General features: G+C 36.2%; 19 protein-coding genes and 1 tRNA gene. 12 read left to right on the top strand and 8 right to left on the bottom strand.

Annotated features, from left to right (window positions below; genetic code table 11):
* Nucleotides 1-60: 60 nt before the first annotated feature.
* The 3 genes from EVJ47_08545 to EVJ47_08535 all read right to left on the bottom strand — a co-directional run bounded on the left by EVJ47_08545 (nt 61) and on the right by EVJ47_08535 (nt 2,707).
* Entirely contained in the window at nt 61-693 is a 633-nt protein-coding gene (locus EVJ47_08545) for a cob(I)yrinic acid a,c-diamide adenosyltransferase (protein ID RZD13967.1), read from the bottom strand.
* Nucleotides 677-2,584, bottom strand: coding sequence for a DUF3857 domain-containing protein (locus EVJ47_08540; protein ID RZD13966.1), 1,908 nt, complete (start codon nt 2,582-2,584; stop codon nt 677-679). The genes EVJ47_08545 and EVJ47_08540 overlap by 17 nt, the downstream gene beginning before the upstream one ends.
* A 36-nt stretch (nt 2,585-2,620) precedes the next feature.
* A tRNA-Leu gene (locus EVJ47_08535) sits at nt 2,621-2,707 on the bottom strand.
* A gap of 137 nt (nt 2,708-2,844) precedes the next feature.
* Here EVJ47_08535 and rnr point away from each other — a divergent pair.
* Genes rnr through EVJ47_08510 form a run of 5 tightly spaced genes read left to right on the top strand, consistent with a single transcriptional unit; the run spans nt 2,845 to nt 10,349 of the window.
* Nucleotides 2,845-5,148, top strand: a complete 2,304-nt coding sequence (rnr, locus tag EVJ47_08530) for a ribonuclease R (GenBank protein ID RZD13965.1) — start codon at nt 2,845-2,847, stop codon at nt 5,146-5,148.
* Nucleotides 5,135-6,826 (top strand): AarF/ABC1/UbiB kinase family protein, encoded by a 1,692-nt coding sequence (locus tag EVJ47_08525; GenBank protein ID RZD13964.1) that lies wholly within the window; start codon nt 5,135-5,137, stop codon nt 6,824-6,826. The genes rnr and EVJ47_08525 overlap by 14 nt, the downstream gene beginning before the upstream one ends.
* Nucleotides 6,772-7,830 carry a bifunctional riboflavin kinase/FAD synthetase gene (locus EVJ47_08520; GenBank protein ID RZD13963.1) on the top strand — a complete coding sequence of 353 codons (1,059 nt, stop codon included), beginning with the start codon at nt 6,772-6,774 and terminating at the stop codon, nt 7,828-7,830. The genes EVJ47_08525 and EVJ47_08520 overlap by 55 nt, the downstream gene beginning before the upstream one ends.
* A gap of 41 nt (nt 7,831-7,871) precedes the next feature.
* Nucleotides 7,872-8,909 carry a HAMP domain-containing histidine kinase gene (locus EVJ47_08515; protein RZD13962.1) on the top strand — a complete coding sequence of 346 codons (1,038 nt, stop codon included), beginning with the start codon at nt 7,872-7,874 and terminating at the stop codon, nt 8,907-8,909.
* Between the two features lie 18 nt (nt 8,910-8,927).
* Complete coding sequence (locus tag EVJ47_08510; protein ID RZD13961.1) at nt 8,928-10,349, top strand: sigma-54-dependent Fis family transcriptional regulator; 1,422 nt, start codon at nt 8,928-8,930, stop codon at nt 10,347-10,349.
* 165 nt (nt 10,350-10,514) lie between these two features.
* On the opposite strand, the gene EVJ47_08505 is transcribed toward EVJ47_08510, so the two are convergent.
* Genes EVJ47_08505 through xseB form a run of 5 tightly spaced genes read right to left on the bottom strand, consistent with a single transcriptional unit; the run spans nt 10,515 to nt 16,166 of the window.
* Entirely contained in the window at nt 10,515-12,278 is a 1,764-nt protein-coding gene (locus EVJ47_08505; protein ID RZD13960.1) for a tetratricopeptide repeat protein, read from the bottom strand.
* Entirely contained in the window at nt 12,197-12,958 is a 762-nt protein-coding gene (locus EVJ47_08500) for a TlyA family RNA methyltransferase (GenBank protein RZD13959.1), read from the bottom strand. The genes EVJ47_08505 and EVJ47_08500 overlap by 82 nt, the downstream gene beginning before the upstream one ends.
* The gene (gene dxs / locus EVJ47_08495; protein RZD13958.1) at nt 12,924-14,867 is read right to left on the bottom strand and encodes a 1-deoxy-D-xylulose-5-phosphate synthase; all 1,944 of its coding nucleotides are present in this window, start codon (nt 14,865-14,867) and stop codon (nt 12,924-12,926) included. Before dxs ends, EVJ47_08500 begins: the two co-directional genes overlap by 35 nt.
* Nucleotides 14,868-14,913: 46 nt before the next feature.
* Nucleotides 14,914-15,828, bottom strand: a complete 915-nt coding sequence (locus EVJ47_08490; GenBank protein RZD13957.1) for a polyprenyl synthetase family protein — start codon at nt 15,826-15,828, stop codon at nt 14,914-14,916.
* Nucleotides 15,829-15,863: 35 nt separating this feature from the next.
* Nucleotides 15,864-16,166, bottom strand: a complete 303-nt coding sequence (xseB, locus tag EVJ47_08485; GenBank protein RZD13956.1) for an exodeoxyribonuclease VII small subunit — start codon at nt 16,164-16,166, stop codon at nt 15,864-15,866.
* A 154-nt stretch (nt 16,167-16,320) separates the two neighbouring features.
* Between xseB and EVJ47_08480 the strand changes: the two genes are divergently transcribed.
* From EVJ47_08480 to EVJ47_08450, 7 genes are all read left to right on the top strand, one after another.
* A complete protein-coding gene (locus tag EVJ47_08480) occupies nt 16,321-16,656 on the top strand; it encodes a hypothetical protein (protein ID RZD13955.1) in 336 nt (111 codons plus the stop codon).
* Between the two features lie 55 nt (nt 16,657-16,711).
* A complete protein-coding gene (locus EVJ47_08475; protein ID RZD13954.1) occupies nt 16,712-17,659 on the top strand; it encodes a DUF4388 domain-containing protein in 948 nt (315 codons plus the stop codon).
* Between the two features lies 1 nt (nt 17,660).
* The gene (locus tag EVJ47_08470; GenBank protein RZD13953.1) at nt 17,661-18,545 is read left to right on the top strand and encodes a shikimate dehydrogenase; all 885 of its coding nucleotides are present in this window, start codon (nt 17,661-17,663) and stop codon (nt 18,543-18,545) included.
* A 73-nt stretch (nt 18,546-18,618) separates the two neighbouring features.
* A complete protein-coding gene (gene pilB / locus EVJ47_08465) occupies nt 18,619-20,451 on the top strand; it encodes a type IV-A pilus assembly ATPase PilB (GenBank protein RZD13986.1) in 1,833 nt (610 codons plus the stop codon).
* Between the two features lie 197 nt (nt 20,452-20,648).
* Nucleotides 20,649-21,887 carry a type IV pilus twitching motility protein PilT gene (locus EVJ47_08460; protein RZD13952.1) on the top strand — a complete coding sequence of 413 codons (1,239 nt, stop codon included), beginning with the start codon at nt 20,649-20,651 and terminating at the stop codon, nt 21,885-21,887.
* 15 nt (nt 21,888-21,902) lie between these two features.
* Nucleotides 21,903-23,183: a type II secretion system F family protein gene (locus EVJ47_08455; protein RZD13951.1), complete on the top strand. Its 1,281-nt coding sequence runs from the start codon at nt 21,903-21,905 to the stop codon at nt 23,181-23,183.
* Nucleotides 23,184-23,215: 32 nt separating this feature from the next.
* On the top strand, nt 23,216-24,970 hold the full coding sequence (locus EVJ47_08450; protein ID RZD13950.1) for a hypothetical protein: 1,755 nt from the start codon (nt 23,216-23,218) through the stop codon (nt 24,968-24,970).
* Nucleotides 24,971-24,980: the final 10 nt, after the last annotated feature.

Genomic DNA, 24,980 nt, shown 5'->3' with positions numbered 1-24,980 from the left:
TTGAAACATTATAAGTTATTTAAAAATAATTTGTCAATAAAAAAATGAACGCTCGTTTTATTATTTTTCTATTCCCGTTCTCGACGGAATATTTTTAGAATAATAGTGTTTGATTTCATTCATCTCGGTAACCAAATCAGCCGCATCTATTATTTCTTTGGGGGCATTTCTTCCAGTCAGTATTAATTCTATATCCGGCCTTTTATTTTTTATTAAGTTTATAACTTCCTCCGTTTTTATTATTCCCAAATTTAAAGCGACATTTATTTCATCTAAAATCAAAATGCTTATATCGTTTTTGCCCGCGGCAATATTTTCGGCGAGGGTTAGACCTTCCCTGTTAAGTTCTATATCTTTTTTCGGAATATTTTTTTTATCGATAAAAAATGGCCTGCCGACTTGATAAATCTTAATTAGGGGGAGGCATTTTTCTATTGCTTTAAACTCTCCCGAATACGAACCGCCCTTCAGAAACTGGATTATTACCGATTTTAAGTTATGGCCGCTTGCCCTTAAAGCCTGCCCTAATGCGGCCGTTGTTTTTCCTTTGCCGTTGCCTGTATAAACCTGAACTAAACCAATCTCGAGGGCTTTTCGGTTAGAAATTTCCTTAAACCAATTATTATGAACCGATAGATTCTTGTTATCGGTTTTACCTGTTCGTGCGTTGTCTGTATTATCGTTTGGATTCATTAAATATCAATATCTGATCTTTCAGGTTTTTTATCGCGGCATTAAACAAATGTTTTGCCTTCGAATAGTTTTCTACGGGAATTTTATAGCCGTTGACGCTAAAAAACGATCTGAATATAATCCTGTTATTTTTAACCGTGTAACTTGTTTTGAAAGTCCCGACGGTATTTTTGATTTCTATATCTTTAGGAATAAAAACAGGCTTGTAATTTTTTGGAAATTTTAAACTTACGACGGAGTTTTCCGAAAAATTATATCCGATCCTTAAAGAATACTTTCTGTAATTAAGGGCTGTTAGTTGGGATAATGTCGTCCTTGTTCTGAGGGGGGGTCTTATTATAACAAGCCGTCCGTTTTTTTCTGAATAATTTTTGGCGGAAAAGGAAATTTTTTCGATATATGGCTTGGAAAGGCTGTTGCCGTTTTCAAAAGAATATCCCGTTAGTTTAGCATTTGGAGTTATGTTAAGAATATCTTTTAAGATGCCGTCCCTTTTCTTTCTTTTTGATGTCGATGAATATAAATATCTTTTATACATATTGTAAGCCCCCGTGTAAATAAGGGTTGTTTTTGCGGATAGACTTCCGTTGCTTTTGACGGTTGCATATTCTTTTGTCGATATGTTATTTTTTTCGGCGGGGAATATAGGGGTTTTTGCCGTTATACCCTTGCCGCCGGCAATTATTAGAACATTTCTGCCCTGATCCATCGGGGGAAGATCGCCGAAGGTTGTTACATTGGATGTTGTATCCGCAAACATAAACTTGCCGTTTTTAAGCTTTATTGCCGTTATTTCGTGGTCGAATACGAACGGCGTCGGCATAACGGGATTCATATCGGGAATTTCGGTCGTGGGAATAAGGACAGGGTATGCTTTAACGCCTATCTGGTTTAACATCGATGCGAACAGGGTTGCATGGTCCTTACAGTCGCCTAACCTATTTTTAAAAATAGAATTGACATTGCTTGGCTTATATCCATCGATGCCGAATTCATATCCGACATACCTGATTTTTTTTGCCACGAAATTATATACGGCTTTAATCTTTTTTAATTTTCTTTCTTTGGATTCGGTCAATTTTTTTATAAATTTAGCAAGATTAACGCCCGGTTTTATCCTGTCTTTCGTAAGATGGGCATACCACTCCGCTACTTCATCCCATGATTTAACCGATGACACCGTAACATGTGGAATTATAACGGATTCGCGCGGCCCCAATTCTTCGGGGGATATCTTTTTTCTATTCCGCATCGTCCATATAAGCGCGGTATTCTTACTGCCGTTAATTATGCGCGGTTTTTCGTTGAATTTATATTCGGCATACTGATAATGAATACCTTTTGGTATAATTAACTTGTAAACAGATTTTTTTAATGGAGGAAGCCCGCCGAAGTAGTCCTCCGTAAAAAAATTATTTTTCATATACGGCTTCATAACCGTGCTTCTGTATTTATAATCGATAATAGAGCCCATGACAAGCCCCGGAAGCTGGACCGTTTTTAATAATTGATTCGAAAATATCGGCGCTTCGGGGTTAAACGGAGCGGTAACAGTCCTTAAACTGTTTAAATTGATATTAATAATATCGCCGTTCGGCTGAATAATCTTAATGAAATACACCTTAAGTTTTTGATTTTTTTTAGAAAAAGGAAAGCTCAGCGCTGAATATTTTTTAATGCCCTTTTCGTTTAATATCTTTATTATTTCATGTTCCGTTATGATATCTTCAAAATTTCGCGTAATCCTTTCTTTTGTGAAATCAAGCAGAGTTTTCGATGAACTATCGGATTTGACGGATTTAACATTTTTATAGGCAAAAGAATTATTAATATTTATAAAATTAATTAACAATAAAAGAGGAAGCAAACATATTATTCCCTTTTTTAGCATAAAATCTCCCGTGATTACTTAGTGTTTTACTTACATTGGTGCCGGAAGGGGGAATCGAACCCCCACAAGATTAATCTTACACGGCCCTGAACCGTGCGCGTCTACCAGTTCCGCCATTCCGGCATAAATAAATTCGTTCGGATTAACCTAAATCTTTTTTAATGAAAAAATAATTACTTAGTGTTATTATAATACTTATTTATTTAAAGTTTTTTGATTTTTTATTCTATCATAATTTAAGCAAGAAACGCAAAAAATATATGAAAGCAGTTACTAAGGAAGATATAGTTTATTTATTTTCCCAAAAATCCGATATTCCGCTCTCTTTTACCGATATTAAGCACAATTTAAATATTACATCGGCAAAAATGCTGTCGTCCGCAAAGAATATCCTTGATTTAATGGTGAAAAACGGCGAGCTGATACTTACCAAGGGAGAAAAATATGCGTATCCCCAAAAATTACATTTAATCCAGGGGAAAGTTCTTTCAAAAAGGCGCAACTATGCCTTTGTGAGCGACAACTCAGGCGGAGGCGGGGATATTTTTGTTAAAAATTCCGATATCGGCGATGCAATATACGGAGATACCGTTATCTTAAAAATAATACCCGATAATCCTTATTATTTAAAAAAGAGAAAACGGGAAAAGCTAAAAGCGCGGGGTAAATTTGAAAGCAGGCGGGGAAGGGTTATAAGGATAATAAAGAGGGAATTAAAAAATTTTAAAGCGGTTGTAAGGGTCGAAAAAAGTATAGCAATTTTAACTCCCATTGCTCCTGAATTCGACGGTTCGTTCTATTTTGATTTACATAGATTTAAAGACAGGGATAAATTAAAAACCGGGGCTATAGTAAATGCGGTTTTGCCTGATACTAACGATTTTTCTTCACGAACAGCATCAGTGGATAAGATATTGGGCGATATCGAATCAAGGGGAACGGAAGAGGATATTATCGTAAGTAAATACGATATATATAAAGTTTTTGACGAGGCCGCCGTTAAAGAACTTAAAAAAATACCGGCAGATTTTGAAGAAAATCCGGCAGAGGACGGAGGAGGAGAAAGGATCGATTTAACCGATTTGCCGTTTATAACGATAGACGGCGAAGACGCTAAAGATTTTGACGACGCGGTTTATCTGGAAGGTTCGGAAAAAGACAATAACTGTAAACTTTATGTTGCCATAGCCGATGTTTCCTATTTTGTCGGGGACGGCAGTTATCTGGATAAGGAGGCGTTTAAAAGGGGCAATTCCACTTATTTTCCTGGAACCGTTTATCCGATGCTTCCCGAAATGCTGTCAAACAATCTTTGCAGCCTTCTTCCGAAAAAAAACCGTTTTGCGATGGTTTGCGAAATGGATATAGACAGCAAGGGAAAAATAACCGGAACAAAGATTTATAAGGGGTCTATAAAAACATTCGGAAGGCTTACCTATAACGAAACTTGCAAATATTTAACGGCGGGCTTGGAGGCGGGCAAGGCTCGAAACGATAATGAATTTAATGAGTTAGACAATAAACTGTCCCCTATAAAAGATATGCTGCTTAACATGAAGAGGCTTGCCGAAATTTTAAGGGATAAAAGAATTAAAAACGGCGGTCTCGATTTTGATTCATTATCGGGGAAGGTTATATTAAATGAAGATAATGAAGTCATATCGGTTATTCCCGAGCCAAGAAATTTTGTCCACGATTTAATCGAGGATTTTATGATTGCCGCAAACTGCGCCGTGGCACGGTTCATAGAGTCAAAAAAAGTTCCGTCCATTTACAGGGTGCATGAAAAACCCGATGAGGATAAGGTAAAAGAATTTTTAAAGATATTAAAATATTTTAAATTTTCTTTTCCGGAAAAGCTGCCGGAAAAGGTTAAAGACTATCAAACAATGCTGAATAAACTAAAAGAAACACCGCTTTCGTCTTTTTTAGAGCAGGCATTTCTGAGGTCTATGAAAATTGCGGTGTACTCGCCGGTCAATAGCCATCACTTTGGACTTGCCCTGAAATCTTATACCCACTTTACATCTCCGATTAGAAGATATGCCGATCTGATGGTGCATAGAATTCTTAAATGGATATTGTATAACGACAACGGAAAAGGCGCGCTTGGCAACAGCGATAACGATAAAGAGGTTTTTTCGGAAAACAGGGAAACCGGCAAAATGCCTTCATGGCTTAATCATGATAATTTAAAAATGATTTCCAATGTACTGTCCCGAAGGGAAAAACTTTCGACGGACGCGGAAAGGGAATATTCGGAATTTAAGAAGATGCAGTTTTTAAAGAAAAACAGCCAGAAGGTTTACGAAGGATTTATTACAAATGTTATGAATTTCGGCTTTTTTGTCGATATAGCAGGATTTTTTATTCAAGGGTTCGTTCATGTCTCCACCATAGCCGATGATTATTACGAGTATAACGATAACACAAAAATACTTAAGGGAAGGCATAGCAAAAAGATTTTTAAAATGGGCGACCATGTGACGGTGAGCATATATTCCATAGATCTTTTGAAGCATGAAATAGATTTGAGGTTTATCGAATTTTATGAAGATAACTGATTTTATTAAATTTATAAGGGCGGTTAAAAGGATAAGACAGATAACCATGATTTTTGCCAAGCATGGTTTTTATCAAGTCATAACGAACATCGGTTTATCTAAATTTTTTATTTTTAAAAAATACCTTAAAGCAGCCTATCCCGTTGACGATTACCTGAATGTTCCCCCTGAAATACGGCTGAGATACGCGTTAGAAGATCTCGGACCTACTTTTATTAAAGTAGGGCAGATACTCTCTCAGGAAGTAACCATGCTCCCCTCTAAATATATTAATGAATTAAAAAAGCTTCAGGACAGCGTTCAGCTAAATTATATTAAATTCGATGAAATTAAAGGCATCGTTAAAAAGGAAACGGGAAAGGATCCTGACGAGATTTTTAGCAGTTTCGATGAAAACCCGATCGCGTCGGCTTCCCTTGCCCAGGTCCATAAGGCTGTTCTTAAAGACGGAACCGTCGTGGCGGTTAAAATCAAAAAAGGGGATATCGATAAAATTATTAAAAACGATTTAGATGTTCTTTACTTTATCGTAAATATTATAAGAAAACCGGTTAAAGAATTGCTTTATATAGATAATCTGGATGAATTATATCAAGAATTCGGAAAAAATATAATTTGCGAGCTAAATTTTTTGACGGAGGCGGGATATACGGAAAAAATTAGAAGAAGTAATATGGATAAACATTCCGTCGTAATACCGCAGATTTACTGGAATTACATATCTAATAATTTATTGGTGGAAGATTTTATCCATGGAATAAAGGTATCGAATACGGAAGAACTTTTCAAAAGAGGTTATAACACCAAAAATATACTTAAAATATTTTTAAACCATTATTTTAAGCAGATATTCATATTAGGGTATTTTAATGCCGACCCGCATCCCGGCAATGTTTTTGTGATAAACGAAGAAAAAATTGGATTAATAGATTTTGGTTCCGTCGGTATTCTTACTAAAGATTTAAAAAGAATGGCTCTCGAATATTTTATTAATTTTATCGGCGGCAATTATGAAGAAATGGCCGTCCAATTTATTGAAATTTGTATGGGAGACCTTTCCGAAAAAGAGGAGCAGGCATTTAAATTTGAGCTTGCGGAATTTATAGAAGGCTTTTTTAACAGGCCGTTTAAAGATATTTACAGCGCGGAAATTCTTCTGAAAACATTAAAAATCGGGCAAAGGCATAATCTTGTTATTCCGGCCGAATTATCGCTTTTATTTAAAGCATTGTTATCCATAGAGTCCATTGCAAAAATTCTCGACCCCGATTTTTCTTTTGTCACCTCCGGTACGGAATTTTTTGATTTCGATGTTTTGATAAATAAAAAAGAAAAGGTAAAAGATATTAAAGAGCAGATAATAAGTAAATTAAAAAATTATAGAGATTTTTTTGGGGAGTTTCCGAAGAAGGCGGAAAAAATCCTTAAAAAAATGTCGGAGGATAATTTTTCTATAGATTTTATTCATAAGGGATTAGAAGGACTTATGGGCGAGATGGAAAAATCAAGCAAGCGGCTTATGAGAGGATTCTTGGTTGCCGCGCTTATAATATCTTCCAGTATTCTTATGTTTACAGGGGGGGCGTTATTGCATTACTGGATATTGATAGCTGGTTTTATCGGATGGATTTTCGGATTTTTGTACATATTGATTTTATTAATCAGAGGATTAAAATAAAGGTATTATATAAATTATATAAACTAAACTTACTTAAGGCGCAATGGAAGGGGGTAAACATAGACTTGAAGATATCCGAAATTAGCAAATTTAATCCTGAATTTACAAGTTCGGTAATTACTATAGGGAGTTTTGACGGCATCCATTTAGGACACAGAAAATTAATGGAATTAACAAAAGATTATGCTTCAAAATTAAATTTACCTTCGGTAGTTCTTACTTTTCATCCCCACCCCTTAAAGATTCTTCATCCGGAGGAAAGGATACATTTGATAACCACTTTTGAAAAAAAGGTCGAGCTTATAGAGGCAATCGGCATAGATTATTTGATTTACATCACATTCACGCCTGAGTTTGCAAAAATGACGCCGGAGGATTTTATAGAAAATGTCATAGTTAAAAAATTAAATCCCGTTAAGGTTATAGTAGGCCATGATTTTGGCTTTGGCGTTGGAAAATCGGGGAATACCCTCCTTCTTGAGAAATTAGCGAATGAACTGAATTTCGACCTTACGGTCGTCGGTCCGGTTAAAATGGGCAAAAAAATAGTTTCCAGCACCATTATAAGGAGGTTCGTTTTACTAGGACAGGTTTGCGCCGTAAAGAGATTTTTAGGAAGACACTATTCCGTTCACGGGAAGGTCGTCAAAGGAAGCGGGAGGGGTAAAAGCCTTGGGTTTCCTACGGCAAACATTATTCCTGAAGAGGAACTTTTTCCTAAAGACGGGGTATATGCCACCCTTGTAAAAGTGGATAACGAGTTTCACGACTCGGTAACGAATGTCGGGTCAAACCCTACCTTTAATGAAGAAATAAGAAGGATAGAGACCTATATATTTAATTTCGATAAGGACTTATACGACAGAGAAATAGAGGTATTTTTCGTTGCAAGACTGAGACCGGAAATAAAATTTGACAATTCCGCATCCCTTGAAAATAGAATTAAAAAAGATATAGCTCTTGCAGCCGTTATCTTAAGCAAAGAACATGCGGCTCCGATTTAGGTGATTGATTTTTGTGAAAAAATTTAATAAAATGAATCATTATGATAAGAAAATTTTTTAAGACTAAAAAATTCAGAGTTTTCTTATTGAGCCTTTTTACATTTTTGCTTATTTTAATGGTAGGGTTTTATGCCTCGGAAACATACAGCCTGTTTTCCTCATTATATTCAAAAAACAGCGCAATTTATTCGCTTAAACAGTCTAATATGGTTTTTTTCGGCGGTAATGACAGGCTTAAGCTTGCTTATCCTGATATCTTTAACAACTTGCATAACAGCGCGTTTTATTACTTTTTTACGATTTCTTTAATATTATCGGCATCCCTGATTATCTTTATGTTTGCTTATTTTTACAGGCTTATAGACAAAGAAGAGGGAACCCTTTCAACCCTAAAATCCGTCGAAAAAAACATACTGGAAATGCCGTCAACTATTTTACACGAAATTAAAGGCAATATTAATTCGTTATCTATAAACTCAAGGGTCTTGGGCGCGCGGGTTGCAGGGGTTAAGGATTTTGAAGGGGAAAAAGAGGAAATAACCCGAATTAGCGGCGCTATAGAAACAGAGACGCATAAGTTAGTTCAAACAATGGAGAACATCCTCAAATTTACAAAAGATTATCACCTTAATCTTGAGGAAATTAACCTTTCAGACCTGTTAAACTTCGTTGCGGAAACATTAAAGCCGAAAGCCGCAGATAAAGGAATTAACCTGCGTGTCTCATTAGATAAAAACATCTCCGTTAAAATGGACAGGGATTTAATGGAGCAGGTTTTTATTAACTTAGTATCAAATGCCATAGAATCTTATGACGGCGAAAAAGGCGATGTTTCAATATATTCTTCTTTTTACCTTAATAAGATATTAATAATTATCGAAGATAACGGAAAAGGCATAAAACAGGAAATAATTAAAAAAGTTTACGAGCCGTTTTTTACCACAAAGAAAAATGGGGTAGGGCTGGGACTTGCGCTGGTAAAAAAGATTTTGGATGCCCACGGTTTTAAAATGCATATAGAATCTAATTATAACAAAGGAACAAAGGTTTCCGTCATATTTAAAGATTTAGAGAATTAGCATCCCTCCAAATAGAAAATGGAAGAATTATCTCAAGCCACTGCAATATTAATAGTCGAAGACGATAAAGCCTCGCGTTTGGGGCTTTTTGAGTTCGTGAAACTTGAAGGCTATAGTGTTTTTGAGGCAGATACCGTTAATGCCGCTTTAAATATTTTAAATTCAAATAATAATATAGGTATTATTATTACCGATCTTAAACTTCCCGACGGAACAGGCCTGGATTTGCTAAAAAGTATAAATGAAGGCATGGTTCAAAGAGCGGAGGTTGTCATTACTACAGGGTTTAGCTCGGTAAAAAGCGCCGTCGAAGCTATTAAGCTTGGAGCCTATGACTATATAACGAAGCCCATAAATCTCGATGAACTTGGTTTAATAATCAAGCGGATAATATCCAATAAAAGGCTTATCGATGAAATAAATATTCTAAAGACAAGACTCGATGAAAGGTTCAATTTTGGAAATTTAATAACTTCGTCAAAGAATATGATTGACATCGTAAACACGGCTGTGGCAGTGGCAGATAAAAATTCTACCGTGCTAATAGAAGGGGAATCCGGCACGGGTAAAGAGATGCTCGCAAACATTATCGTCAATAACAGCCATAGAAAAAGTAAACCTTTTATAAAGGTGAACTGTGCCGCGCTTTCCGAGTCTATTCTGGAAAGCGAGCTTTTCGGGCATGAAAAGGGTGCTTACACGGGGGCGGATTCGCTTTATAAAGGCAGATTCGAAATAGCGGACGGCGGAACTATCTTTCTTGACGAAATAGGCGAAATTCCGCTAAGGACGCAATCAAAAATATTACGCGTTCTTCAGGAAAAAGAGTTCGAAAGGGTTGGAGGGAATAAGACCATAAGGATAGATATAAGAATTATTGCCGCTTCTCAGGATATCGAAAAAAAGGTAGAAAAAGGGGAATTCAGGCAGGATTTATATTACAGATTGAATGTGGTAAATCTGAAACTTATACCGCTCAGAGAAAGAAAAGAAGATATACCGCTTTTGATAAAAAAGTTTCTGGAGGATTTTTCCAAAGAAAACGGCAAAAATATAAAGGGATTAAATAAGAACGCGCTTGATATTTTATTAAAGTACGATTTTCCCGGTAACATTAGAGAGCTAAAAAATGCGATAGAATTTATGACGGCTATTTCTGACAGCGAAATTTTGGATGAACATATGCTGCCAAATTACTTAAAAGAAAGGCATCAGGAAAACAAGTTTGCCGGCGGCGCAGGTAATGTTTCTGATAACGCTTCCCCCTCCCCCGAAAGTTATATTAAAATACCTTTCAGTTTAACCCTCGAAGAGGCGGAAAACCTGATTATACAAAAAACTCTGGAGAAAAATTCATATAATAAGTTAAAAACCGCAAAGGATTTAAATATCGGATTAAAGACAATTTATAGAAAACTTAGCGACGCATCTCAGGGATAACAGGTTTTATTTAGTATCTTAAATCACCTTTAGAAATCTCTTTTTCTGGATTCCTGCCTACGCAGGAATGACACCCGTTGGGTGAAAAGTTAAATTCCGGTATCGTCATTCCTGCGTAGGCAGGAATCCAGAATTTATAATATGTTGAAACAATTTTAATAGTTTCTAACGGTGATTTAAGATAGTATTAGAAATATTTTCGATTCTTTTGATATAATCTTCGACCTCTTTCGATTTCTTTATTTTATAAGACTCCTTAAAATATTTTAGCGCCTTTTCATATTTTTTTAGCCTAAAATAATCCATTCCCACGTGTTTTAAGACCGTAGATGATTTGCCGAGTTTTTTAAGCGCAAGTTTAAAAAACTTCATAGCCTTATCGTATTCTTTATATCTATAATATACGAAGCCGAGGCTGTCTAAGATGTAAGGCGAATTTTTATCTATAGATAAGGCTTTTTCCAGCATAATTTTTGCTTTTCTTAAATCTTTATTTTTTACCGCGAGGTAATACCCGATAAAGTTAAGAGCCTCCGCATCAAGCGGGTCTATTTTTAAAATTCTTTGCATTACCGAGTTTGCTTTTGTTTCTTCTTTTAAAGAATGGTATGCCGAGCCAAGCTCATATAAAAGGGCAGTGTTGTCCGGAAAATATTTAAGCCCGTTTTGTATGACATTTTTTGATTTGTTAAAGTTTTTTATTTCGGCTAAAGCGATTGCCGAAAAGTAATAAACCTTCAAATTTTTCTTTAATTTTGGATTCTTCAGCAGGATGCTTATAATGCCTTTTACCTTTGCTTTATATTTATCATCCCTGCCCTTTCTGTATAAAATCAAATAAATTTCTATTTCCTCAAGTTTTGCGTCGAGATAATGTTTTCCAAATTTAAGCCTGTCTAAATAAATTAATCCTTTTGCATAATTTTTTTGAAGTATATAAGAAAGTCCAATAAAAAAAATGGAGTTGTTCCTGAAATTTAGCATATTTTTATTTTTCTTTGTAATATCGAGAAAGTTAAAAAAATGTTTTCTGGCGGTATCGTATTTTTTTATCGCGTAATTAAGTACGGCGGATTGATAAAGCGCCGTTTTGGAATACGGGTCTATTTTTAAGTACCTGTCGAATATCTTAATGGCATTTTCTTCTTTTCCTAAAAGTATATAAATAGCAGAAAGTTGAAAATATCCCTTTTTAAAATACGGGTCTATTTTTATGAGTTGCAGCAGATTTTTTTCGGCTTTTTGCGTTTTATTTTCGGCGATATAGATTTTAGACAGTATATAATAAGCATCCATATTGCTCGGATAATTTAATTTTACTATATTCAGATATAGTATTGCCGTTTTTAATTCTTTTTTGTAGATATAGAGGTTTGAAATAAATAAAAGGGCTTTTAAATTAAGCGGCTCTTTTTTAAGGATAAATTTAAGAACCCCTATAGATTTCTCGAGACTATTATTTTCAGCCAGTATTTTTGCCTTAAGCATTAAATACCGCATATCGTTTTTTGTTAAATTTTTTCTTAATTTAATCTTTTTTAATTTTATGGCAAGGTTAACGCGGGATAAAGATTTCTCGTATTCTTTATTCTTAAAATAAACATCCGAAAGAATATAATTCCAGTAACCGTTGTTTATTTTTTGGGTTTCTTTTTTAAAATATTTTATTGCGCGAACATAATCGCCGCTATCATAATAAATAAAGCCGGTAATAAGATTATTAATATTTTTTGAATTTAAAGGCATAAAAGACGTCTGTTGCGTTGTTGCGCCAAAGGAGGAATTAAAAATGCCGGCCGTAAAAAATAAAACTACAAACATGCTCAAAACAAACAAAGGCAGATGGTTTATTTTTTTAAATCTTTTGTTTCCGAATCTTTCGATAAAAGAATGAAAAATTCCGTATTCCCCTTTTTTCCTTTTATGCATGATTTTTTTACTCCAATGGTCATGAGGTTTAATGTTTTTGAAAATTCTATTATAGCATCTATAATTGATTTGTGTATGTTTTCATCCTTTACGATGCCTTTTTTAAGGATATTTTTATTTTCCGCTTCAAACTGAGGTTTTATCAATGAAAGTATTAAACCGCCGTCTTTTAAAAATTTTGGGATATGAGGAAAAACCTTTTTTAGCGATATAAACGATACATCGCATACTGCTAAGTCAAGTTTTTCGCCTATTTCTTCAAACGGGAGATATTTTATGTTTATATTTTCAAGGTTTTTAATTTTGTCATTATTTCTAATGGAATAGTGAAGCTGTCCATACCCTACATCGATGCAATATATAAAATCCGCTCCTTCTTTTAAAAGACAATCCGTGAATCCCCCGGTCGAAGCACCTATATCTATAACCCTTTTACCTTTTACTCCTAAGTTAAAATCGGTTAGCGCACCTTTTAATTTTAACCCGCCTCTTGAGACATAGGGGTTTGTTTCTTTAATACTTATACTGCTTTCGGGAGCGACCAATGTCCCCGGCTTTGTGCAGATATTCCCGTTTACCGATACCTTGCCCTCCATTATTAATGACGATGCCCTGGTTCTGGTCAAAGAATGCGCAGGCGAGGTATCAGAAAGAAGAATGTCTAATCTTAATTTTTTCACTGTTTATATTAAAAAAAAGATTTATGGAATTACTGAGCCCTTCATGGGAAAACCCGGCATTGGCAAGAAGTTCTTTTCTTGGACCGTGTTCGATATAGCTATTCTTAAGTGATAATATTTTGTACTCCATATTTAACATAGAAGTATTCTGGCTCAGGATGGTTAGAAGTTTAGATCCGAATCCCGAATACTCGACATTTTCTTCCACCGTCATAATCTTTTTAGCCTTTTTTATTTTATTTATCAGTTTATTAGATATCGGGGATATAAACCTTGCATTAACTAGTCCTATCTTACGGCTCTCATCCGTTATATTTTCGTTTATTTTGCGTAGTATATTTTTTATAATTTCGGTATGGGGGGCGCCAAGGCTGATTATGATGTTTTCGCCGTAATTTTGCAGAACCTCGAATTCCCCCTCATTTATTATCGCAACCTTGTCTATATCCGGCGCTTCAAAATATGGGATTTCGATTTTAGGGTATCTTATCGCGGCAGGTTTATTGTACGAAAGGGCGCTTTTAACCATTTGCATAAGTTCATATTCATCTTTTGGAGACATAAAGATAAGATTTGGGATATAATTTAAAAAAGAAATATCAAATAATCCCTGGTGTGTTGCCCCATCTTCTCCTGCAATGCCCGCCCTGTCGATGCAGAATACCACGGGGAGATTTTGAAGGCATATATCGTGTATTATCTGGTCTAAAGAGCGCTGAAGGAAGGTTGAATATATAAATATAAAAGGTTTCAAACCTGATGCGGCGGAACCTGCGGCAAAGGTCGCCGCATGCTCTTCGGCTATTCCGACATCGAAAAATCTTTCGGGGAAAATCTTGGAAAACTTTGAAAGGCCGGTGCCATCCGGCATTGCCGCCGTAATAGCTATTATTTTATCATCATTTTTTGCAAGGTTTATTAAAAAGTTTGATGCAGTCTCGCCGTAAGTGATATTGCCCGTCTTTTTAAGGGTCAGTCCCGTATTTTTGTCAAAAGCAGAGATTCCGTGAAACAGGGACGGGTTTTTTTCCGACGGTTCGTAACCCTTTCCTTTTTGCGTTATAATATGCAGGAGGATCGGTTTTTTTATTTTTTTTATATTTTCGAATGTGTCTAAAAGATTGGATATGCTATGCCCGTCTATCGGCCCTATATATGTGAAGCCAAGTTCTTCGAATATAATGCCGGGAACTATCAAATTTTTAAAAGACTCTTCTAATTTTGAAGCAAGTCTTGCAACCTGACTTCCGAATAACGGAATGGATTTTAATAATTTTTCGATGTCATTTCTGAAGCTTTGATAAAAATCTCCACCCATTATTTTATTAAGATAGTTTGAAATTGCCCCGACATTTTTTGAAATAGACATTTCATTATCGTTTAAAATTACCACGATATCTTTTTTTAATGCTCCTGCATGATTTAAACCTTCAAGAGCAATGCCGTTAGATATCGAGGCGTCGCCTATTACCGCTATGACCCTGCCCGTATCGCCTTTTTTTGATAAATCTTGCGCTACGCTTATGCCAAGGGCGGCGGATATGGAAGTTCCAGCGTGACCTGTTCCAAAAAAGTCGTATTTGCTTTCGTTTATAGACGGAAATCCTGAGATGCCGCCCAATTTTCTGATAGTTGCAAAATTATCTTTTCTGCCGGTAAGGATTTTATACGAATATGACTGATGCCCTACATCCCATATTATTTTATCGGAATTTTCTATATCGAATGATTTTAAAAGGGCAAGAGTAAGTTCCACGACCCCCAGGCTTGACGCAAGGTGTCCGCCATTTTTCGAGCAAGTGGATATTATTTCTTCCCTGAGTTCTTTAGCAAGAATTTTAAGGTCTTCGATGTATAAAGTCTTTACATCGCCGGGTTTTTTTATCTTATCTAAAAGCATAGCTGTCATTTTATTCTATATTTAATTGCCATTCCCTGGCAAGCGCAGAATCTAATCATTTTATTCTATTTGTGAGATGATATGTAAATTCTATTAAAGCATCAGATTGAGCACCCGTTTTATTAAGGTAAAACAGCGCTTTTTCATTGTATTCGTTAATTAATTCATAGGTTTTTTCGAGCCCTATATTTTCGACGACGGTGAATTTCTTATTTGTTTTATCTATACCTGTCGTTTTTCCAAGAATTTCCTTATTTCCGGTAATACCGAGGACATCGTCGATAGTTTGAAAGGCAAGACCTAAACACGAGCCGAATTTTTTAAAATTATCGACAATCAAGTTATCGCCTCCTGCCAAAATTGCGCCCATTGCGCAAGCTGCCCCGATTAGGCTTGCCGTTTTATTTTTATTTATGTATTCAATGTTTTCAAAACCTAAAGATGCTCCAAATGAATTGACATCGAGAAATTGCCCTCCCGCGAGGCCGCCGGCGCCTGAGGCATAAGAAAGTTCCCGTATTATTTCGATAATTTTTTTCGGATCAAATCCTTCGGCGTATTCGTTGTCCGAAAGGATAACGAATGCTTCGGTAAGAAGGGCATCTCCCGCAAGTATTGCCGAAGCTTCCCCGAATACTATATGGTTTGCGGGTTTTCCTCTCCTTAAACTGTCGTTGTCCATCGAGGGAAGATCGTCGTGTATCAAGGAATAGGAGTGTATTAATTCGAGAGACGAGGCAAAAGGGATAAGCCTTTTTTTGTCCGAAAAACCAAGGCTTTCCGCGGTAATTAAAAGAATTATAGGTCTAATTCTTTTTCCGGGCGTAGTTAAAGTGTACAGCATTGCGTCGTTAAGCGAAAATTTATTGTGGGGGAATTTTTTATTATATGCTTTTTTACCGAAGTGAGTTTTTAGGAAGTCGTTAATTAAATTTTTATTTTCCTCGATATATTTTTCTATGTCGGTCATATTTTTCTTTGATGAATCGTATATAATTATCTTATTTAGTCGATTTCAAGGGGTTTTGTCGATAAGGATGAGGTGAGCGGAGCACGAGCCGCGGTTCTCCGGTCTAAAGACTGTTCGCCCGTATTGTTATCTTTTGCAGTCAGTTCTTCAACTTTCTTTTCCGCCGATTCAAGCTTTTTTATTAAGTAATTAGAGTATTTGATGCCTTCTTCATAGACTTTAATCGCCTCTTCGAGGCCGAGATCGCCACTTTCCAAACTTGAAACATTGCCCTCCAATTTTTTAAGGGTTTCTTCGAAAGTCAAATTATTTAAACTATTTATATCTTTTTCTACCATAGTAATAATTATAAAATAAAAGCCAAAAATTATCAATATAACTTTTAATAAAAAAGATATTGAAAAAAATAAATCTATTTTGTATTATTAAATTATTATTAATTTTTTAAATAAGTAAAGTAAGTAAACGGTTAAATAAATTTAGGAGGCGAAAATGCTAACGCTTGGCTCTCTCATAACCCTTAAAAATCTTTTTTATGTATTCGTTTTGCTTGGCGCTGTAATAATGTTCTCGAATATGCTTATAGCGGCCTCTTTAAAGAACAAAATACCCGGGGGATTTGTAGGAAAATGGCTTCTGATAATGTGGTTCTTTATGTTTTTTTTCTTTTTGGCGGAAGCGGGCGCGTTCTTTTTTATTACCTCCCTTAATAACATAAATTTATCTTATTTTCTTATCGGTTTAGTTTTATTTTTCGGCTCTGTTTTTGTGGCGGTAGTTAATAGATTTGTTTATCATTTAATTAAAGAATTAGCGTTAGATAAATAAAGGCGGCATTAACTATTATAACTTTAGAGAACATTTAAGGTAAGGACGGGTTATTATGGATGTAAAGGGAAATATAACAAATCTTGAACTCTTCGATGTTTTAAGGTTTTTAGAGATTTCCAAAAAAACTGGGGTTTTAAACCTTCGCTTTGAAAATTTTGCTTCCAAGCTTTTTGTAAAAGACGGCATGTTATATTTTCTTTCAATTTCCGACAACTTGATCCTGGAAAAATTGGTCATGAAACTGCTTAATCTCGATAAGCAGAATTATTTGCAAATGCTTGAAAAATACAGAACATATTACAAGACAACCGCGGGTTTCGATATATATTTTTTTAAATCCGATGCAATACCCGAAGGCAAAGAGCATGAATTTACCTCTAACTACATATCGGAAACCTTGAATTATATACTGTTTTTAACCAACGGAGAATTTGCTTTTGACGAAAAGCCTTTGCCTGATGTTATAAATTTTGCTTCCCCGATGAATTTTTTGCCTGTCCTTACCGCCTGCAAAAAAAGGAGGGACGAACTTGCAGTGATGACAAAGGTTATTCCGTCTAAAAATTATATTCCTGTCGTTGTGCCAAATAGAAGCGGTAATTTAAGGCCGCTTTCACTGACCCCTGCCCTCTGGAACATACTTTCCCTTGTCGATGGGAAAAGAAGCATTATTCAGATTATTGCATTATCTGTCGAAAATGATTTTTTTGTTTTAAAAACCCTTTATAACCTGTTGCAAAGCGGTTACATCGAGCTTGAGCCTCCTCAAAATGAAGGAGTTAAAAACACCGATGTTATTAGCTCCATAAAAAAAATATTAAAGGAACAATTAGGCAATAAGGCCGATAAAATACCCGTAAATTTTAATAATATAAAGCTGGATAAGGAATCTTTGGCGAAGGCCGTGCAGGAAATCGAAAGGTATGTCTATATGTTTATAGACGATAAAAAGGCCGCAAAGATTGATTATCTTTTGAAGCAGTTGTTAATGGGTATTTGATATGGAAATACAAAAAGATTTTAATCTTTTTGTTCGCCCCCTTTTTACAGGTATTTTCGGTTATAATATAAAATATTCCCTTTCTCCATTAATACATAGCAAAATGTCGAAACTTTCAAATATGAACATCTGTTACGGTAGTTTTGACATTTCTCCAAAAACCTTCGGGGCCGCATTTAACGGGTTTAAAAGCCTTAAATTCAAAGGCGCCAATATTACTCAGCCTTATAAAATAGAGGTATTAAATTATATAGAGTGTTTAAGCGGCGAAGCCGAACTGATAGGGGCCGTCAATACCGTTAATCTTGAGGGCGACGGTTTTTACAGGGGTTATAATACCGATACAACCGGCTTTACAAAAAGTGTCGGATACGAATTCGGAATAGAATTGAAAAATAAAAATGCCGTAATTTTGGGTGCGGGCGGGGCTTCGAGAGCCGTTTTATATTCGTTAATAAAAGAGGGAGCGCAAGAGATTTTAATAATAAACCGCAATGAAGGCAATGCAAAAAGACTCTTCGAAGAAGCAAATTCATGGAAAGCCGTTTTAAAGTCAAATTCCGAAGTTTTTTATTCAGGTTTTAACCTGACGGGGATTTTGGATGATAAATGTTTTGAAAAGTGTGATATTATTATTAATACTATAACTCCGTCGGAAGGCAGTTTTGGATTAATTAAATCTCTTCCTTTAAAAGCTTTAAGCGGCAAATCTTTTGCTATGGACATTTCCTATAACCCGCCTTTAACCGCGTTTCTTGAGCTTTTAAGCGGTAAGGCCGTAAAATCTGCCAATGGTTTATCCATGCTGCTTCTTCAGGCGATAGAAAGCTTTTATATATGGACGGGACATAGGATTGATTTGAGCGCGCTTAAAAGCGTGTTATAAAATTTATTTTTATATGGTAAAATAATATTGACGAATTAAATTAAAAAAAGGTTTGGGTATGGATAACGACTTTATGCCGCTTAACAAATATCCCGGCGATAAAATCGGCGAAATTTTAATAAAGCGGGGGATTGCAAAAAGGGATGATGTATCCAATGCTTTATTAATACAGGAAAGGATACGCTCGGGCCTTGCAAAAGGCGAAAAAGTTCAGGACCTGAAGCTGGGCGAGATTCTTGTGAAAAACGGAGTTATAACTATGGATGAATTAAGCAAAGCTCTAGATGAACAGAGGCGGGTCGGGGGCAGTATCGGCAGACAGCTTACAAAGCTGGGATTTCTGAAGGATTCCGAACTGGTTTCTTTCTTATCCAAAGAATTTGGCGCGGCAACGGTCAGCCTGCTTGACGGGGAAATACCCGAAAGCGTCGTAAAACTTATTCCGCCTGACTTAGCCGTCAGGTATCAGGTTGTTCCCTTTAAAAGACAGGGGAATACGCTGTATCTTGCGGTATCTGATCCTACAAAGGTAGGAGCGCTCGACGATATAAAGTTTTTAACGGGTCTTAATGTCGAGGTCGTTGTTTCTTCCGAAAGCGAAATTGCACAGGCGTTATCGAAATATTACAATGCATCTACTATATTAACGGAAAATAAAGATTATTTAAATTCGATAGCTATCGAGGAAATCAACGAAGAGCTTGATATATCGGAACTTCAGAGGTCGTCTTCGGATCAGCCCGTTATTAAATTTGTCAACAAGGTTCTTTTTGATGCCGTAAAAACCGGCGCAAGCGATGTTCACGCAGAACCGTACGAATCCGTCGTGAGATTCAGATATCGAATAGACGGTAAGTTAATTGAACAGATGAAGCTTCCAGGTCAGCTCAAAAATCCTATTATTTCAAGATTAAAGATCATGTCCCAGATGGATATAGCGGAAAGAAGACTGCCGCAGGACGGCCGTATAAAGGCTAAAATGGACGGTAAAGAGGTTGATATGAGGGTGTCGTGTCTTCCGACGCTATTTGGCGAAAAAATTGTCATAAGGATACTCGATAAATCTAACCTTCAACTCGATATGAGAAAGCTGGGCTTTTCGGAATCGCAGCTTTCCGATTTTAAAACTGCCATTCATAAACCTTACGGTATGATATTGGTAACGGGACCGACAGGTTCGGGTAAGACGACGACCCTTTACAGTGCGCTGTCGGATGTGAATAAACCAGATGTCAACATTTCAACGGCGGAAGACCCTGTCGAATATAATATACAGGGAATCAATCAGGTTCAGGTAAACGAAGAAATAGGTCTAACCTTTGCTCAGGCTCTAAGGTCTTTTTTAAGGCAGGATCCGGATGTAATTATGGTCGGCGAAATCAGGGATTTGGAAACAGCCGAGATTGCCATTAAAGCCGCCTTGACAGGTCATTTAGTTCTTTCCACTATTCATACGAATAACGCGTCTTCCACGATATCGAGGCTTATAAATATGAAAGTCGAACCGTTTTTGGTTGCCTCCAGTTTAAATCTTATAATCGCTCAAAGGCTTATAAGAAAATTATGCAACGAATGTAAAGAGGCCTATTATCCCGAAGTAAATGTTTTAAAGGGGCTGGGGTTTACGGACGGCGAAATCCAAGGCAAGCGTTTTTATGCGGCAAAAGGGTGTTCCGTTTGCAATAAAACGGGATATAAAGGGAGAATAGCGATTTATGAAGTCCTTAATGTTCGGGATGAAATTAAAAATTTAATATACGAAAATGCAAACGAATTTGAAATAGATAAACTTGCTATAAAATTGGGGATGAAGACATTACGGCAGTCGGCAAAAGAAAAGTTTTTGGAGGGAACTACATCGCTTTCGGAGATTATTCAATATATGGAAGGAGAGAATTTGGAATAAGGATGAACCCAAAATTGCAGATAGAAACTCTTAAAACTGCTTCAAAGTATTATCAATACTGGATTAGAAATTTTTATCGGCAATTTTGGGATGAATAAATGGCTTGACATAAATTGATATAAATAGTTATTATACATTATATAATAATTTAATTATTAACTTATACTTTAATAAATATTAATTAAAAAGGTTAACATATGCCGTCCATTGCGGATTTATTAAAAACAACCGTGGATCAAGGCGCTTCAGACCTTCATATAGCTGCGGGAACGCCTCCTCAAATCAGGCTGAGAGGGTCGCTGGTCCCGTTGAACTACCCCATATTAACCCCGTCCGATACCCAGGGTATCTGTTATAGCGTTATAACGGATTCACAGAAGAAAAAGTTCGAAGAAACGCATGAACTGGATTTTTCATTTAGCCAGAAGGATGTTTCGAGATTCAGGGGAAATTTATATTATGACAGAGGCGCCATCGCAGGCGCTTTCAGGGTTATACCGCATGAAATTCCCACTATGGATACATTAGGTCTTCCTCCCATGGTTAAAGAAATTATTAGAGCGCCGAGAGGACTCGTGCTTGTAACCGGTCCCACCGGTTCAGGTAAGACGACCACGCTTGCCGCTATGATAGACGCGATAAACCTGAGCAGGCACGAGCACATAATAACAATCGAAGACCCGATAGAATATGTTTTTCCCCACAAAGGATGCCTTGTCAACCAGAGAGAAATAGGCCAGGATTCGAGTAGTTTCGCCGAGGCTTTAAAACATATATTAAGAGAAGACCCCGATGTTGTTCTTGTAGGGGAAATCAGGGATATGGAGACAATGGAAGCAGCTCTTACAATTGCCGAAACGGGACATCTTACATTTGGAACATTGCATACAAACTCTGCGGTTCAAACAATAAGCAGGGTTATAGATATATTCCCCCCAAATCAGCAGCCCGAGGTTAGATCGTCGCTTTCGCTTTCGCTTGTGGCAGTTTTATCGCAAACGCTTATTCCCAGAATTGACAGTGTGGGAAGAGTTTTGGCCGCAGAGTTAATGATACCGAATGCGGCTATCAGAAATTTGATAAGGGAAAATAAAATTCATCAGATATACTCTCAACTTCAATTAGGGCAAGAAAAATATGGAATGCAGACACTGAATCAGGCGTTAGCCTCGCTGGCAAATAAAAGGATTATAAGCGAAGAGGATGCCTATAACAGGTCATCTGACACAGAAGAGTTAAAACAGGCGATAACTTCGGGACTCACATCAAAAACAGGTATTAACGGGACAAATATGGGTATATCCAAAGGCGAATCATTCATGAGCGCCTCAGAGAAGGCGGGGACTGAAAGGAGCGGTGACGCCGGAGCGACAGGCGGCAGGATTAATATGAATAAAGATAAGCCGTTTGCCGGTATAGATTTTAGCAAACTATAAATATATAATAATACAATGGTCATCTCTGCAATGTATCAGGGCAGGGATAAGGAAGGTAATGTATTTAAAATGGCTATCTATCAATGGAAAGGCAAGCGGCGTTCGGGGGAGTATTTAAAAGGGGAAATTACCGCCTCAGACCCGAGATTCGTCGCTGAAGAACTTAGGAAAATGGATATTTACCCCATAAATATCGGAAAGAAGAATGAGTTTTTTACTCTAAGCCTTCAAGGGACAAAAGAAATCAGTCCTAAAACCAAAATCAGCGATAATAACCTGATTGTTTTTACAAGGCAGTTTTCCTCGCTGATAGACTCCGGCGTTCCAATTCTTCAGGGTTTAACCATAATGATAGAACAGCAAAAGAATAAAGAATTAAAAGGGATACTGCTTAAGATAAAAGAAAGTATCGAGAACGGCGCATCTTTATCGGATAGCCTTAGAAAATTTCCCCGGGTTTTTAACGACTTATATGTAAATCTTGTTGAAGCGGGTGAAAAGGGCGGCGTTTTAGACAGGGTCTTTAAAAGATTATCGGTATATTTCGAAAAGATACTCAGGCTAAAAAGGAAAATAAAAGGGGCTATGATTTATCCTATAGTCGTATTAAGCGTTGCGGTAGCCGTCATTATTATACTCATGACATTCGTTATTCCCGTATTTGCCAATCTTTTTGCCAGCGTCGGTGCCAAACTTCCGGCGCTAACAAGGGATGTGATAGCATTCAGCGACTTTATGAGGGCATATATTTTATACATAATAATAGGCGTTGGAGCGCTTATATTTGCCTTAAGGTTTTACCATAAAAAGGAAAGCGGAAGGAGAAATATAGATCGTCTTTTCCTTAAGATACCGCTCATCGGCGTATTACTCAAAAAGGTCGCGATAGCAAGATTTGCAAGAACCCTTTCCACGATGGTGGAAAGCGGCGTTCCGATACTGGCAGGATTAGAAATTGTTTCCAAAACAAGCGGAAATAAAATCATCGAAGAATCGCTTATGCAAACCAAACAGGATGTTTCCGCAGGCTCTCCCCTTTCGGCAGCCTTAAATAAAACCAATTTGTTCCCTCCGTTAGTAATTCAAATGGTTATGGTCGGCGAAAAGACCGGAAACTTAGACGCCATGCTTGCCAAAGTTGCCGATTATTACGATGAAGAGGTTGATAATGCCGTTAACAATTTAACCCAGATGTTAGAACCAGCATTAATAATATTTCTCGGAATAGTTGTAGGAACGCTCGTTGTTGCAATGTATTTGCCTATATTTAACCTTGGAAAAGCTATTAAAGGGTAACAAATAATTAACCCGCATACGGTTAGCTTTATATGGCAGGTTCAATTTTAGACGATTACGAAAAAATTTATGAAAAACTTAAATTTATAATAATCTTTAGGCCGCTTGCCTCTTCCGTTATAATACTCGCGTATATTTTAACCCGCTTTAATAATCTTTACAGTTATAAAAATATTGTATATTTTTTAGTAATTACCTTAATTTGCTTGTCATTCCTTTATTTCGGAATATTGCAATATCTAAAAAAAAGAGAAAACTTTCAATTTTTAAAATATTTTGGTTTTATTCAACTTTTTATCGATTTTACTATTATATCCATAATAGTATTATTTAACGGGGGATTAAACAGTAAATTAATTTTTTTATATTATTTATTAATCTTAATCGGCGGATTTATTTTTTTAAGGCTTGGCGCATTAGTATTTTCTATCGCTTCTTCGATTGCCATCGGGCTTCTGGCAGACCTTCAATACTATTTTAATTTTAGATACCACTTTTTCTTTACGGCCAATCCTGATAAACTGCTATTTCTGACGAGCATTAATATATTAGGGGTTCTGATATTCGGTTCGCTTTTACATCACTTTTCCGGGGGGATGAGAATTTTAAGCAAAAAGATAGTGGAAAGAGATGAATTTATAAAAAATTCCCAAAATTTTAACAGGGAATTAATAAATGGTTTCTCCCAGGGGGTCATTGTTCTCGATAACAATTATGCGATAGTTTTCATAAATAAGGCGGCCGTCCAGATTTTAAATTTAGATAATTTTAATCAGGCATTTTTAAATAAGGCCGGTGTTTTATTTAATTTTAATCTCGATATAAGGGATATTTTAGATAACTTTCCGCTCATCGTTTTAAATGGGGACAATGAAAGATATGATACAGGGTATGCAAATAAACACAATGAACTAAAAAGATTTGAGGTAAGGCATCAAGGTAAGATTTTAGGGTTTGCCCATACGGAGTTTGCTAATTATAAAAATTTTCCGGGAAAATTTATGCTGTTATTCAGGGATATTACCTTTATGAAGCAGGTGGAAATGGAATCAAAAATAAACGAGGGTTTAATGACCGCAGGCAAGTTTGCTGGGTGGCTCGCCCACGAGGTAAGAAACCCTCTTTTTGCCATAAATACATCGGTAGATATTTTAAATTCGCAAACTTTGGATTATAATGGCGGTGATTATAAAAAATTAATAAGCATTATAAAGACGGAATCGCTAAGACTCAATAACTTAGTAAATGACTTTTTAGGTTTTGCGAAAATAAAATCAAAAAATATTGGATGCAATAAAGGCAATTATGAGAATTTTAATCTTTTTGCAATGGTTAATGATTTAATATCCAGGTTTTATGATTCATCAAAAAATAACGCAGGCGATAAAATGAGAATAAGTATATACAATAGGATTAACCCTGACATAGTCGTCTTTTCCGAAAAATACAGGATTCATCAGATATTTGCCAATATTTTCCAGAACGCCGTACAGTCCGTGCAAAAAAAGGAAATTAAAAATGGGGCAGGCATTATAAGATTCGGTTCTAAAATAATAGAAAATAGGGATGGAAGAAAACAACTTTTGGTATGTTTGTCAGATAACGGAGAGGGGATGGACGACTTTACGCTAAAAAATATATTTAAGCCGCTTTTTACCACTAAAGAAGACGGATACGGCCTTGGCCTATCCATTGTTTACTCTATACTTGAAAATCTTAACGGCGAAATAAAAGTTCTGAGCAAGATTAATAAAGGAACATTAATAAAAATAACGATACCTGTTTAACTCGTATTCA

This window comes from Candidatus Acidulodesulfobacterium ferriphilum, from assembly GCA_004195035.1.
In the GTDB taxonomy this organism is placed as follows: Bacteria; SZUA-79; SZUA-79; order Acidulodesulfobacterales; family Acidulodesulfobacteraceae; genus Acidulodesulfobacterium; species Acidulodesulfobacterium ferriphilum.
Note: the sequence above shows the minus strand (reverse complement) of the source record. Positions and strands in the feature narration are given on the sequence as shown.